Here is a 13884-nt window from a genome sequence, read left to right as displayed (position 1 = left end):
GAGGACGACAGAAGGCCTTAAGAGAAAGCATCAGTTTCCGGCCAGAACGTTGCAGAACGCCATATCCAGCCTCCGGAATTCGTTACCGCCTTCGGCAGCCTTGGCACTGGATCTCGTATAGGTCCGAAGATGCGCGTACAGGTGCTCCCATGAATGGTAGTTCGCAATCTCATGGGACCTCCGTTATCCGCCCTGGCTTTGCGCGATGAGATGGATTCGCAATCTGCCGGGCTCTCGAACCCGGTCCTCAAACGTGCTGCATATGAGCTTCACCAGGGCAGCTTCCATGGAATTGGAACGATGGTCATTCGGATTTTCTTGTGCGTCCGGGAGAACGACCTTCGTCAGCCAATCGTCAGCCAGGTGCTCTATCTAGATAGGCTGCGCATTCTCGACTGTATCGGAGATGAATATGACGGGCATTGGCCGACCTGGCAAATCGCACGTTGGGACTGCAGGAGCCGACAGCGCGGGGGGATCAAGCAATGCGCCCTCGGATTCCAGTCTCGCCCCTGGGGAAGGCAGCCAATCTTTCGACTCCGTCCTGGAGCGGATGCGCTCCGGGCCTCAAGGTGCAACGGCGCCACTCGCCAGCCACCCGCCAACATCGCGTCTGGCAGTCCCCGTTTCCTCGAGGGGCGACGAGATCAAAGCAACAAAGCGGAAAATGGACAGCCTGCTTGAGGAATTTGAGGCTTGTCGTAATGCGGCCAAGCAAGTCCAGGACTCGTCACAGGCGCAAGAGCTGATCGATCAAGTCGTCAAGGCAGGCTCAACAGTTCTGGAGTACTACGCGAGTCTGCCCCCAGATTTGGCACGTAGCATTGTGCCCGACGATCAGGCTCGCCGAATCCGCGACGTGGCACTCGAGGCGGCGGACGAATGCAACATGCTGGCCACCCGGACCATCTACGCCTTGGAGAAGAGCAGGAAGGGTGCGGCATCCGTGCTCGACGCGCTCCGCAAATCCAACGCTTCGCCCGACCAGCTCAGCCGAGCGGTTTCCACTGTGGCGAAACAGTACTTGGCCTGCATAGAGTGGTGGGGAAAGAAGGCATTGCGCTCGGAACGGATGCAGTCCGTCTGCGCGGCCACCGCCAACCTACCAAGTACAACGCCCCGGATGCGGCAGGGCGAAGAGGCGGCACTGCGGCTGCACGCCGGCTGGGCACTCAATACGAAGTGCATGCATCTGCAATCGCGGATCGCTCTCGCGCAGTTCATGATTGAGCAGCAGGCGAGCGAGTTCGAACCAGCCGTGAGAAAAATCCTCATTGGTGAGAACGGGCGGGCGCGTCTGCTCGGAACCTTCATCGAGGATGTTTTTCCGGCATTCGTCTCGACGTCCGACGCTGTTCTATACAGCAAAGGACAGGCACTCGACGCAGAGCACTGCGCCGTTCTGGAAGGAGTCATGGAGCGGCTTTCGGAATTTGCGTCGGCGTCGCAGGACGACATCGTTGCCAAGCTAAGCGACGTTGGAACAGGTGCCCACCTCCCAGTGGAACTGTTGGACCAGATCGTGGAAGGCGGGTGGCTCACTGCGAACGAGGTCATGCGGTTTCTGGCAGTGCAGCCGAAGATGCCGGCCAACATCGCACCGCCGGCCGAGGCTGGAGCTTCGACACCGGCGAGCACTACCGGCAGGGCTGTTGCGGCCGAAGGCACTGCAGCGCGCAGGAAGGGGAAAGGCAAGCGCACGCCCGCCGCTTGCGCCGGGAGTTCGGCGGCTGGGCGGCCGGAGCCGCAGGTCGCGACCGCCGGCATTGGCACGGCGCCAGCAGCCAAGGTTCTCGTGCTCTCCGATCTGGGTACGAAGAAACTCGCGAGCGCGGAGGAGGCACATGCGAGGGCGTCATCGTCGGCGACCGGACACTTGGCGATGTGGCAGGCTCCCCCGTCGAAGGAGGCACTGACGCGAGTACTCAAGCGGTTGGACGAACTTTTGCAATTCGATCTGCCCGGTCAGCAAAGGGCCATCTCGCAAGCGCGCCAGATGAAACCCGAGGACGCCGACCACATCGTGGACACCGTCGTCGAGCGCCTGCAGAAGCAGGCCGCCGAGATGCAGGCCTGTGTAGCCGCGTTGGAGGAGCCTCGTCGACGCGGCCTACTCACGCCTGCGCAAGTGAGCGAAGTGCACAACAAATTAAACCGGCTCAAGGTTACGAAACGGCCGGTACATGCCTGGCAGTTGGCGACGCTGGATGACGCCGACTTCGCCGCTTGCCACGTGAAGTCGAATGAACAGCGCGGCTACAATCGGCACTGGCAGAACGCCCGAGCTGCGACGGGTCACGAGAACGTCGTGATCCATCGCGGCAAGCTAACGCCTGCATTCTGTAAGTCCTTGTTGAGCACCGCAGTTAGCGGCCACCCACCCTATTGGCTTGCCGAGGCGGAGCACCGGTCGACGCAGGTTGCTCGACACGGGATGTAGTTGGGGTATGGCACGACAATCACGGAGGGCGTATTGCCTTATGAGTCGGTGACATCGCGCTTTGGCCGGAGAACAAGCCATTCTTGTCGTGTGGCAGGCTCGTACCATCTCAGCCCAGGACAAGATGGCAGGATTGCACGCCAAAACACGCTAGCATGTTAGGCTGCAACTTGGGAGGCGGCCGACATCAGCTCTTCGGGGCTCGGCCGCCCGAAGATGCGATGGCCGCCTTCGGGAACTTCGGTAAAGCTCCAGCGCACAATCCCCTCCCGGTCGATCAGGGAATTCCCCAAAGAAGAATTTCGTAAGAATAACTCTGCCGCTTGCTGGGCAGGGCTTTTGCTTGGCTCTGGCTAAGCGAAGCCAAATGATGCAGCGTGGTCTCGACTGGACGCACCGCCTCCGCAAGATCGCCGATGACACCTGGCACGTCTCCGCGGATACCCCGACCAAGGCGGCCTTACTCCGCCAGCTTTGTTTCGATGTACGCGTTCGGCGAAGGAGCGGCGATCCCCCATTACCGCATTGGCGTGGGCCAGAATGTGTCGCTGAACAAACCGAAGGCCGCTCTTGCGGGCCCTCGGCAGGGTGACATCCCAGTATTCGTTAATGGCCCTCTCAGCCAACGGGATGCGGTTCAGATCGCCTTAGCGATCAACCTGCGCAGGATTCCTAAGCAAGTTTCCAAGTGGGGCATCGGTCGAAGACTTATTGATTTTCGAGTCTCTCGGCGTGTTCTGCGAGCTTTTGCCATTCATCGGCGAGGCGTTGCCACGACTCCTTGTCGAGCGGGCGGCTCGCTCGCTCCGCCTGCGCACGGCAATCCTCGGCCTTGGCGCGGTAATAGGCTGAGTTATTTCGAGGCATATTCCGCTCCAGGTCATGTGCCCCGGCGCGACCGTTGGGCGCGCCGGGGCAGTGCTCCCTCTCGGCCGACCGTGGGGTCAGGGGGCTGAAGCTCGATCAGCAAAGAGGTCGCACATGAGCAAAGGCATCTCAGTGAACTGCTGGAGCCTGAGAATGTCGCCTTCGTCAGGCTCACTCCTGCAGGCGTCTTCGGTTGAAGCGAGCACCGGTAGCTGTGCGAGCCTCGGCCATTCATCGGAACGCCGCAGTAGTCGCTGTTTGTCGATCGGACCAGCCGTCTTTGCACTGCTGCCGACATTGCTCGGCTCGCGCGGATGATTTCTGCATGATCAGCCATAGCATCTCGTAGCTCTCAATGGCCCGAAGGGCCACTCGGCCTATCAGCAACGTAGCGCGGCTAATTCACTTTGGCTTTGATTTAGATCACCTTCCCGCGATGGTCGCAGCCCGCTGCAAGGGTCGGTTGCTGCCCTTCACACCCGTAGCAGTTACAGCAGGATTCCAGCACCGCCCGCACGGCAAGCCGCGGTAAGACAGCGGTGTCCGATTGGCCCCGGCGGCCAGAGCCAGTATCTTTTCGGCTAGGCATGCCTTCAACGATGACGTCCGCTTTGCTTCGGGCACCATCCGGACAGCATCGTCCAGCACACCTCGCAGCACGACACACGCTTTAACTTGCGGCTCATGGCGCTACTCCAGCAAGACAAAATCTGTCCATGCCGGCTCCAGCCTGCCCAGCCGGTGGTCCGGAGGCAGGCCCCGCGGAACTTGGCCTCCGATGAGCCTCTTTCGCCGAGTGAGCGGGGCCGTCGGTTTTTGGGGACAGGTCACATCGGCGAGTACAAAAAATGTGAGTCGGTCATGTGACAGGCGCTTGCGGACGCCAGTTGACGCCCCTGATGTCGGAAGCTCCAGGCCGCGCTGTCGTCGGCTGGCGTTCGCCACACACGAACAGCCCCTTCGCGGGATCCCCCGCGCAAGGTGTCAGTGCCGTCGGCGGGTGCTGCCTGAAAGTTGGTGGTTAGGCTGGCGGGCTACCCACCTAGCCCGATTGTCGAACAGGCGTCCGCAAACACCGTAATTTAAGGGGTTACCGGGGATGTCGCGGCCGGAGCCTTGGGCGGTCTTCCATTCCGCTTCAGGCCCCGTGTTGTTTTCGCGGCAACCTCCTGCGCGCTCACGCGCTCGCCGGCCAAAATCCTCGCCTCGAACTCACGACGTGCCGCTTCTTGCAGCGCGCTACGCGACAGCGCGACCAGCACCGCCTAACGTTCGACCTTGGCCGCAAGGTCTTTGCGGTCCGCATAGCGGCGGGCAACGCGCATCAATTGCGACACCTTCGTCGGCTCGGTCAGGTCGAAGGTGTGGCGCCACGATGTGCCCGAATTCGGCATTGCGCGGCGTGTTATCGCGGAATCTCGTCGACAAAGGAAAGAACGTCGCGAGGGAGAATTCACGATTCCGACCGCCGCCTGTCGCTGGCGACGAACGCTCGGACGCCGTGGGAGCTCGTCATTTCGCGCCACGCGGCGTCCTCGAAGTGACCGTTGGCCTCGATCTCGGCCCGCTCCAGCTCATCCCGAAGGCGTCTGTTGGCGACACGACTAGCCTTCACCGCAGCCGTGTACCCGATGGTCGCGAGGCGGATTTCCGACGGGCTCAGCGAGGAGCCCAGATGCGCCACCCTCGGTCGCTGTCGACGCGCTCGCAAACGCCTTGTTTTGCGGTGTTTGCGGAGGCGCTGACGACATTCGGGCTGGGGGTGTGCCCAACAGCGGTTTTTGGTCCGTAGAAGCGGCCAAGGACGCCGTGACGCTTCAGTGCACGGAACTCGATCTTGCAGGCCGGTCGAGAGCAAACGAGCTGGTGGCCGGCGTTGCGCGCCATCGAGCCTTCGCAGACCAGACACCTCGCAGCGTAGAACATCCTCCAGCAACCACGACAGCAGAACGACGAGTGCGGGTTCTCGGTCGGATGGGGAAGCTTGGTGCGGCAGCGGCGGCAGTATGTCCGGGCCTCCGTCATGCCGCGGCCCCGACAAGGTTTTGGTTTGCAAAGAGGGTGTAAGCCTTTGATGCGGATGGCCGGACAATCGCCCCGGCCCTTTAATTGCGAGGTGTTGCCAAGCTTCCATTCTTTGTCTCCAGTGGCACGATGGTAGCGATCACTTCGTCGGAGCTGGTCGGGGTTGCGGAGACGGGGTGATCGCGGGTGACGAGAGAATCGCCAACCGGAACTGGCTGAGGCCGGTCTCTTTAACGGGTCAACTTGATCGCGTTGATGTCGCAGCTGGGGTCATGGTCCTTTCCGAGGTCGCGGGCGGTGCGGTCTCGGGCATCATCAGCATGGCACAGAGCCCGGCCGCGCTGGCGACAAGCATGTACCAGGCGGGCGCCAGCGCGTTCCCGGTAACGTGGATCAGCCAGGTGACGACGACTTGCGCTGTGCCTCCGAAGATCGCGATCGCAAAAGCGTAAATCGTCGCGAAGGCGCCATCGCGAATGTTCTTGGGCAAACCTTCGGCCATACTCACATAGAAGGCGCTATTCGGAATCGCTCCGATCAGGGTGAGCGCGCCGAGGCCTCCGAGAAGTGCGAGGGCACTGCGGCTCTCTGTGATCCACAAAAGCACCGGATAGATCATCAGGAACGCAGCGATCTGCGGCCAGATCATGATGTGCCGGCGTCCGGCCAGATCCGCGAGCCAACCGCCCAGCAGGGCGGCAGCATTTCCTACCGTGTTGCTGATGAGCGTGGTGGCAAAGGCGAGAGGCGCAGAAACTTGCAGGGTGTTCAGCGCATAGGTGGATATTGCGGGACGTAGGTAATAATCGTGCAGCTCGCCAAAATGACGAATCCCAAGCTCATGATGCGGCGAGCGGCAGGCGATCTTACAGTCTGGACGAGGAGAGCCGGGGCTTCGGGGCGGTGCAACGTTTCCGACAGGGCGCTCCGCAACCAAAGTCCGAACGGCAGCGTACCGGCGCCGAGCAAAAGCGCGATCCGCCATCGGTACGCATTGAGTGCCTCGGTTGTCATGGTGAGGGAGAGTATTTCTCCAACCAACGCTCCGGCGGTCGCAGCTATCTGTTGGCTGGCAGGTTGAAACGAGACAGCAAGACCGCGGGCTTCGGCCGGGGCCGCTTCTATCAAATAGGCGGTAGTCGGACCGACTTCACCTCCGAGAGCGAAGCCCTGCACCAAACGTGCGAAAATGGTTAGTAAGGGAGCAGCAATTCCTATTGTCTCGTAGGAGGGCGTAACAGCCAACACCAGGATCGCGGCGCTCATCGTGGCAAAGCTGGCGCTCATCGCGGGCCGGCGCCCGATCCGAGTACGAGCCGAGCACGATGGCCCCGATCGGTCTGGTTACAAAACCTGCGCCAAACGTCACGAGCGACAGCATGAGGCTGCGAACGGGTCGCTCGTCGGGAAGAACGCCTCACCGATCTGGATCGCGAAAACGCTATAGGTCCCGAAGTCGTAGAATTCGAGAATATTGCCGATCGTGGCGCCCAACTCGGCGCGGCTGGTCAAACGGTCGTCTGCTGCAACGAGGACCGGCTCCAGCCGCTTCCGAGTTAAATTGCCTGGTCATCCTCGATCCGCCTTAAGCGCGATCGCTGGCCGAGCATTTTCGACCAGCCAGGTCGCGCACGTCGCATTCCACTTGCCTCACGCACCCTCTATCTTGACGTGGCCGGCCCGCGCGCCAGTGCTCACATGTGGCCTGAAGCATGTCATGACGAAGCTCATGATAATGAGTGCATAAACATGCCTGCCTTTTGCGGGCACATTCAAGCCCTGAACTGATTGCGGCAATCGCCAGCAAAGATGAGTAACGAACGCGCTGCAATTTTTCGGCGCGCGCGTTCATTGCGCTCCTTTGCATTGGCGAGTTTGCGACAACATTGGAGGGCGCCGAACGTGGTAGTGCCTGCTTTCACACCCAACGGCCACCGCGCGTGCATGCTGCCTTCAGCTCGGCTGCGTGCGCGGACGCGTCAGGCGATTGGCCCGGCTTTTGCTCCGTTGCTTGGCAGTTGCGTGCAGCCGCCGCTGTGTCGGGATTGTCTCCTGCACAATACAGAATCGCCGCGCGATCAGAGAAAATAAGGAGCTCGCATTGCTCATGGACCATGAAAATGACCGACATCATCCCGGCGCCGCAGACATCAGGCGGTGATATCCGGGCGCGGCGCGCCTCGGCTCAGCGGGGCGTAAATGCCAAGCGTGATGCGCCAGAGTTTGAGGTTAAGGAAGTTGAATCAAAGGCATCAGCGACGGCGATGACGCGCCTTTCGTGAGCGGATTTGAATTTCATCAAGGACCCGGAGCAAACAGCGTTCCTTTCATCTTGAAGCGCTGCCGTTTGGGTTATGGCCGCGAAGTCGCGCGGCCAATGTGTAACCAATCACGGGCCGCTCCGCTCGCGCGTTGACGTGCCCACGCGCTCGAAGTTGGACGGCAAAGCACGCTTGCAATCGATGCCTCGAATAGAATGTGTAGTATGAAGACGAAGACAATTACGACCATCGTGCTTGCGGTTAATGCGTTGCTGGGTTCGCCCAGTAGGGCCGTTGAAAGTTACGATGTCACGGATTCGAACGGCGTGCCCTTCATACGGGCACGGATATTCGGCACCGGCGACGGCCCTTTTTGTTGCCGAGCAGGCGACGCGCGGCCTTCATTGCGGAATTTGCCGCAATGGGAAATAGATCATTCGCTTGCGGCGATCCAGCATTGGGCTGAAATCATCAACGTCACGCCGGGTCAGTCGCCGGCCATCGTCAACATCGGCGGGATTAACGGTTACACCGCATGGGCCTCTGTCCCGACGGCGGCACCAAGGTGCAGGCGGCACTCACGCGTCAAGATCCGGGCGAACTGCACTACGGCGCGCATGGCATGGTTGAGATCGGCGAGATGGGGTTCTCATCCGATGCCTACATCCCGTCGCAATTACCGACGACGCCGAAGATCGGTCTTGTACCCGTTATGATTCATGAGTTGGCCCATCAGTTGGGAATTGCCAGTACAAAGATTCGCCATTTTCTCCTGAGGCGACATCACCGTATTTCCCTGAATCGATAAATGCCTGGACCGACCATTTGCACGATGACAATGGCAAACAAGCGAAGCCTGGATAGGCAATCTATTGTACCGGCTGCGCGAACCCGCAAGCTGACGACGTTTTCGACCTGAGCCGCGATCAGGGCTATTTCGCAGGCCGGCATGTGAGTAAAGTACTGGCCCGTGCCATGCCAGGTATCCCGGTGCGAGTGATGACTGAGGATGGTCGGCACGAAAGCCTGATGAGCCACCAGCAATACCGGAATTATACCTCCCTCATGGAGGCGGAGCTCGCCGCGTTGCAGGACATGGGCCACAGCATCGATCGGCGCAATTCCTTCGGTTACTCGATCTACGGCAACGGTCAGAATCTGGTAAACGACAATCCCTTCTTCGCTCGTAATGCTAACCGTACCGCCTATCTGCCTAATACATACAACACGGCCAGGCTCGGATTGGGACTGCACGTCTATGGCAGCGGCAACACTGTGGTCCAGCGCGCCGACCTGCTTTCGCAAGGAGCAGGGGGCGCCGGCATCCGCGTCGATGGCGAAAACAATCAGATCATAATCCCGTCCGGGACCCGCGTCTATGCGGACGGCGCCTTGGAGCGGACGTGCCCCCCACGGGGGCGCCAAAAACTCACCCCATTCGGCGAAGCCGCGATTAGAGGTGAGGATCATGGCGCCGCGCTCGTAGCGAGCATTGACGAGCTGGAAGAACAAATTGCCGCCGCCGGGGATGACGGGCAGGTATCCGATTTCGTCGACAATCAGCAACGAGGTCCGGCACAGCAAGCGAATCCGCTCGCGCAATTGCCCCTCCCGCTCGGCCTTGGTCAGAGCGCCGATGATGTCGGCAAGACTTGCAAAATAGACGCTGCGGCCGGCCTTCACGGCCTCCACGCCCAGCGCCGTGGCGAGATGGCTCTTGCCCGTTCCGGGTGGGCCGAGGAAGTGGATCACCTCATGGCGGTCGGCAAAGTCGAGCTGGGCGAGCGCGAGAATGCGATTGCGGTCGAGCGACGGCTGGAACGAGAAGTCGAATCCTGCGAGCGTCTTGATGGTCGAGAGCTTGGCCATCCGCAGCGCCATCTTCACGCGGCGGTTCTCACGCAGCGTCAGTTCCTCGGCGAACAAGGTGTCGATGACCTCCAGCGCACTGGCTTCGCCGCGCTCGAGCTGACGCACGGTTTGGTCCAGGACCTCCAACGCTCTCGGCATCTTCAAGCCGACCAGGGTTTTGCGGATTCGGTCGAGCACGGACGGTACGATCTCGATGGCCGCGTTCATGGCTGGTCTCCCTGGCAGGCCAGCCGCCGGCCGACGGCCTGGTAGAAGTCGAGGGGGGGGGCGTGGCGACCACATCAGCGGTGCGCAGGATCAAGATCGGTGTGTCGCGATGGGGATCGGTGATCCGCGGCACTTTCCGATGCCCTGCGGCGACCCGGCGCTGATGTCGGCCCTCCAGCACAGGGTGCACGGCGACCAGGGCACCGTCTTCGAATATCCGAACTTCATCTGCAAGCGTATGCACTTCGACGACCCGCTTCCGGGTCGCGTCGGGAACGCTGTAAAGATTGCCGCCGACGCTCACCATGCCTTCATGCGAGACCCGCCGTTCCAGCTTGAGGACCGAGCGGAAGGGTGCCAGCGGCAGCATTTTGAGATGCACCTTCTCCTCGGCGAAGGCGTCGTTGACGACACGCTGGGTCGTGGCGTGTAGACGCGGATTGGCCACCGTATCCAGCCAATGGCGCAATTGCGCGTTCAGGTCATCGAGATTGCGGAACGAGCGGGCGAGGAAGAAGTCCTCGCGGATATAGCGATAGGGTCGCTCGACCTTTCCCTTTGTTTTAGCCCGATACGGACGGCAGGCCTTGGGTTGGAAGCCATAGTGTCGCGCGAAGTCGACCAGCGCCCGGTTGTAGACGATGCTGCCGCCGGCGTCGCCGATGACGGCAGTCTTCATGCGGTCGTAAAGGATCTCATGGGGGATGCCACCGATCGCCTCGAATGCCGCCATATGGCAGCGCAGAACCGTCTGCATGTCCTGGTGCAGGACAAAACGCGCCCAAATCAGCCGGCTGAAGCCGAGCACAAAGGAGAACAGCCAAACGATGCGGGTGACCGCCGGCTCATCGGTGAACTGCACCTGGAATTGAGCGAAGTCGACCTGCGCCTGGTCGCCCGGTGGCCTCTCGAAGCGAACTTCAAACGTTGGCAATGGGACCGGACGAATCTCGCGCAGCAAGTCGGTAACGGCGGTGTAGCCGCCCTCATAACCGCGTTCGCGAAGCTCCCGCAAAAGCCGGCGGCCGGTCAGGCCGGGATAAGCCATCACCCGTTCGCGCAAATACGGAACGAATGGATCGATGCGGCGCTGGCGCGGCTTACGTGGACCATAGACCGGCGGCTCTAAGCCACGAGCGATGCATTTACGAACGGTCTTTCGATCGATCCCGAGTTCGCGGGCGATCGCTGAAACCGTCAGTCCCTGCCGATGAAGATCAAGAATCATGATGACTTCCCCAAGCTTGATCACCGCACCCGCTCCCTCGTTCTGGGCAGAGCAGGATTGGGTGATCGATTCGCCGCCCATCCTCAGGGCGCGCCCTGAGGATGGGCGACACGATCAACTGGGGATTTTTTAAACGGCACTTCTGGGGAGAATTACTCAGGCATCAACAGCCGGTGAAGCGAAGCGCTCGGACCGACATGACAGACCGCGCTCCCGCCCACAGATAGAATTCCTGCCGGATCAGCTGGAACGGCCGTTCATTCCAGCCGGCCTCGAAAAGGCCAGGAAGCCGCGCGGACACATGCGGCGCTTATCACTGACGTAGATCGTCGACGCCGAGAGCTGCAGTCAGCTAAGGCGGCGCGACCGAGATCAAGGTGAAGGACCGCAAGGATCGCGTTGATGACGCAATGCACGCGACCCGTGCGGGGGTGGAAGAAGGCATCGTTCCGGGCGGCGGCGTCGCCCTGCTCCGTGCCACCGAGCAGCTCAAGGGCCTGCGCACCAAGAACGACGACCAGAAGACCGGCGTCGAGATCGTGCGCAAGGCGCTGTCCTGGCCGGCCCGTCAGATCGCGATCAACGCGGGCGAAGACGGCTCGGTCGTGGTCGGCAAAGTCCTGGAGAAGGATCAGTACTCTTACGACACGATGCGCAGACCGGCGAGTACAGCAACCTTGTCTCCAAGGGCATCATCGACCCGACCAAGGTCATGCGCACCGCAGTCCAGAACGCGTCGTCGGTGGCGGCTCTCCTGATCACCACCGAGGCGATGGTCGCCGAGTTGCCGAAGAAGCCGGCCGCCGGCCCCGCAATGCCTCCTGGGGGCGGCATGGGTGTTATGGACTTCTGATCCAGCCGCCGGCACGTGAACCACGAAACGCGAGAACCCCGGCAGCAATGCCGGGGTTTTTGTTTGCTCTTGCAATCTCTTACCACGTTGTTCCGGGCTCGCATTACGCGCGTCCCGGAATCTGCTGTTGGCAGATTCAGCAGCGCTGGTCGCCTTTTTCGTTAAGCATGTTCAGCCGATTGTGAACCCAAGATTTCATATGCCGACCTGATGCAACAAAAAGCTCCGCGAGACGCCCCGCTCGTCTGGAGCGTCCGTTCAGCTATCCACGGGCTTCCGTCAAGTCTTCACAAATGCTTCGTCAATTTTGCTCTGCCAGTTAGGGCCGCCGGCCTTGAAATGATTCAAGACAACGGGGCTAAGCCGAGCTTATTCGTCGGCGCCTTATTGAGCCGCGGCGCCTTGCGCATCGTTGGGAAGACCTCGTCGAAGGCTTTTGTCTTTGCAAAGTCGCGTTTAGTCGATTTCGGGTTATCGCTTAGTCATAGCCTCACGCTGGCACTTGGACACTGCCTGACCGCTCGGCCGACATCCTACAACAAGTTGCTGGCGAAGCTCGCCTCGCACCACCGCAAGCCGCATGATCGTTCCTTACCACGCCAAAGATGGGTCCGACCTCCGTTCAGGATCTCCCCGCCGGGAAATTCCATGAGATCGGGCCGGCGACAAGCGCCAAGATGAACCGCCTCGGGATTTTCCCGGGCATGGACATGCGCAACAGACACTCGAGTTCATGAACGCCAACTTCGGCAAGGCCGATAGCTACTCTGTTGGATATCATCCATATCTTGAATCACGACTCACGATCCAAGAAAAGTGAGTACTAGGTCCTGTGGACCTCCTGGGATTCCCTTAAGCCGGCACATCAGTTCAAGACTGCTTTTGGGGAGGCAGTCTTGGGTATGATCGACCGTATGGTTTTGAGCGACGCGCCGTCGGATCGGATGGCGCCGCTGATTATCGGCCGGGCTGACAAAAGGGATCGACTGGAGGCGACTACCGGATGTTCGTGGAGGGCGTTCTATGGATTGTGCGTACGCGAGCTCGCTGGCGTGATCTTCCAGAGGCGTTTGGCGATTGGAACAGCGTTCTCCAACGCTTCAGCCGCTGGAGCGCGAAGGCTGTATGGTGGCGATCTTCGAAGCGATGTCTGACGATCCAGACTTCGAGTATCGATCGTTGATTGCACCATCGTCCGAGCCCATTAGCACGCTGCCAGGGAGCCTGCTCCTCGATCGGGGCGAGCGTACCGCGGCACCCGAGGAGTTCGTGCTTGGTGCGTTATTGCGAGGCTGCACGGCCAGCTTGCCGGATTCGGAAGCGCTCGCCATCCCCCCTCCGCGCCATTCGTGGGAGCCCCGATGAGTTTACCCCGCTCGCCAACTGCTCCGAAATGGGATAGACGTGCGCTTTCGCAAAGACTGCTTGGCCCGCAACGAGCTTTACGTGCTCGGCCCTCTTGCCGGCTCGGACCCGCTTACTGAATGACCCGTCGCCGCGATAGTTGATCATACCAGTCGTTTGGTGCCCTCCTGGTCCCATACTGCAACCGTTGAGCCCCCCCCTCCGTTCTTGTCTATCAGGCGGAAACCGGTGTTCCGCTGCAGCAAGTTGGAGCGCTCGTCGGTCAGAGTGCGCATCGAGAGATCTGGCCGCATGTGATCGATTGGCTGGGGCTTTAGGGTTTGAGCTACGAGCAACTACGCGCCCCAGCTGCCGTGTGCCGGCATCGTCGCAGCGAATTGATCAGGTCGCTCGTGGACCAATCTTGGGCCGTGCTTCTTGGCGATGACACGCGGCCTGCCGTTCAGCCCTCATCCAAACTTGAATAACACCCCATATCCGCCACGCGGATAGCTCCATTCGATGTCGCCAGTGGGTTCGCCGATGACACGGCAGGTGCCGCATTCGATGCAGCCGTCGACGGTGACCTCGACCTGCCCCTTGTGGTTGAGTTCATAGCAGCGCGCCGGGCAGACCTTCAAGAGTGCAAGCAGCTGTGGGGACGGCTTCGTATGTGCGCGTACTTTGATGTGAGGATGACCGACGTCGACAAGATAGCGGTTGTAGAACAGCTTGTCCTCGACGCGCACTGATGTCTCGACATTCATATTTCAGCTTCCTTAGCTTT

General features: G+C 60.7%; 5 protein-coding genes and 8 pseudogenes. 6 read left to right on the top strand and 7 right to left on the bottom strand.

The features are described 5' to 3' along the window. Positions 1 to 412 precede the first annotated feature (412 nt). Complete coding sequence (locus tag CWO89_RS30295; protein ID WP_130582216.1) at positions 413 to 2440, top strand: T3SS effector XopP-like protein; 2028 nt, start codon at positions 413 to 415, stop codon at positions 2438 to 2440. 158 nt (positions 2441 to 2598) lie between these two features. On the opposite strand, the pseudogene CWO89_RS48180 reads toward CWO89_RS30295, so the two are convergent. The 3 genes and pseudogenes from CWO89_RS48180 to CWO89_RS30285 all read right to left on the bottom strand — a co-directional run. Continuing rightward, positions 2599 to 2730 (bottom strand): annotated as a pseudogene (locus CWO89_RS48180) (AhpC/TSA family protein); the annotation flags it as partial. 1842 nt (positions 2731 to 4572) lie between these two features. Then, positions 4573 to 4701 carry a hypothetical protein gene (locus CWO89_RS48945; RefSeq protein WP_283807049.1) on the bottom strand — a complete coding sequence of 43 codons (129 nt, stop codon included), beginning with the start codon at positions 4699 to 4701 and terminating at the stop codon, positions 4573 to 4575. Between the two features lie 869 nt (positions 4702 to 5570). Next, positions 5571 to 6877: pseudogene (locus tag CWO89_RS30285) on the bottom strand (MFS transporter). Positions 6878 to 7452: 575 nt separating this feature from the next. Here CWO89_RS30285 and CWO89_RS46220 point away from each other — a divergent pair. Then, a complete protein-coding gene (locus CWO89_RS46220) occupies positions 7453 to 7614 on the top strand; it encodes a hypothetical protein (protein WP_165421398.1) in 162 nt (53 codons plus the stop codon). Positions 7615 to 8128: 514 nt separating this feature from the next. Further along, a complete protein-coding gene (locus tag CWO89_RS30280; RefSeq protein ID WP_130231077.1) occupies positions 8129 to 8401 on the top strand; it encodes a hypothetical protein in 273 nt (90 codons plus the stop codon). Positions 8402 to 9006: 605 nt separating this feature from the next. On the opposite strand, the pseudogene istB reads toward CWO89_RS30280, so the two are convergent. Both istB and istA read right to left on the bottom strand, forming a co-directional pair. Then, positions 9007 to 9672, bottom strand: a pseudogene (gene istB, locus CWO89_RS30270) (IS21-like element helper ATPase IstB); the annotation flags it as partial. Beyond that, positions 9669 to 10924: pseudogene (istA, locus tag CWO89_RS30265) on the bottom strand (IS21 family transposase). The pseudogenes istA and istB, both read right to left, overlap by 4 nt. A 332-nt stretch (positions 10925 to 11256) precedes the next feature. On the opposite strand from istA, the pseudogene CWO89_RS30260 reads away from it, so the two are divergent. Beyond that, a pseudogene (locus tag CWO89_RS30260) lies at positions 11257 to 11753 on the top strand (TCP-1/cpn60 chaperonin family protein); the annotation flags it as partial. A 279-nt stretch (positions 11754 to 12032) separates the two neighbouring features. Here the strand turns inward: CWO89_RS30260 and CWO89_RS47180 are convergent. Next, positions 12033 to 12110 (bottom strand): annotated as a pseudogene (locus CWO89_RS47180) (BrnA antitoxin family protein); the annotation flags it as partial. Between the two features lie 174 nt (positions 12111 to 12284). Between CWO89_RS47180 and CWO89_RS48175 the strand changes: the two are divergent. Continuing rightward, positions 12285 to 12519, top strand: a pseudogene (locus CWO89_RS48175) (DNA polymerase IV); the annotation flags it as partial. Positions 12520 to 12649: 130 nt separating this feature from the next. Next, a pseudogene (locus CWO89_RS30245) lies at positions 12650 to 12958 on the top strand (transposase); the annotation flags it as partial. A 609-nt stretch (positions 12959 to 13567) separates the two neighbouring features. Here CWO89_RS30245 and CWO89_RS30240 read toward each other — a convergent pair. After that, positions 13568 to 13864, bottom strand: a complete 297-nt coding sequence (locus CWO89_RS30240; protein ID WP_130582215.1) for a ferredoxin family protein — start codon at positions 13862 to 13864, stop codon at positions 13568 to 13570. Positions 13865 to 13884 lie beyond the last annotated feature (20 nt).

It is taken from the genome of Bradyrhizobium sp. Leo170 (genome assembly GCF_004296405.1).
Classification (GTDB): Bacteria; Pseudomonadota; Alphaproteobacteria; order Rhizobiales; family Xanthobacteraceae; genus Bradyrhizobium.
This window is presented reverse-complemented; position numbering and strand designations above follow the sequence as displayed.

Excerpts from the sequence above, each read along its gene's own strand:
- CWO89_RS30295 (WP_130582216.1), top strand. The coding sequence starts at position 413 with ATGACGGGCATTGGCCGACCTGGCAAATCGCACGTTGGGACTGCAGGA.
- CWO89_RS48945 (WP_283807049.1), bottom strand. The coding sequence starts at position 4,701 with ATGCCGAATTCGGGCACATCGTGGCGCCACACCTTCGACCTGACCGAG.
- CWO89_RS46220 (WP_165421398.1), top strand. The coding sequence starts at position 7,453 with ATGACCGACATCATCCCGGCGCCGCAGACATCAGGCGGTGATATCCGG.
- CWO89_RS30280 (WP_130231077.1), top strand. The coding sequence starts at position 8,129 with ATGGGCCTCTGTCCCGACGGCGGCACCAAGGTGCAGGCGGCACTCACG.
- CWO89_RS30240 (WP_130582215.1), bottom strand. The coding sequence starts at position 13,864 with ATGAATGTCGAGACATCAGTGCGCGTCGAGGACAAGCTGTTCTACAAC.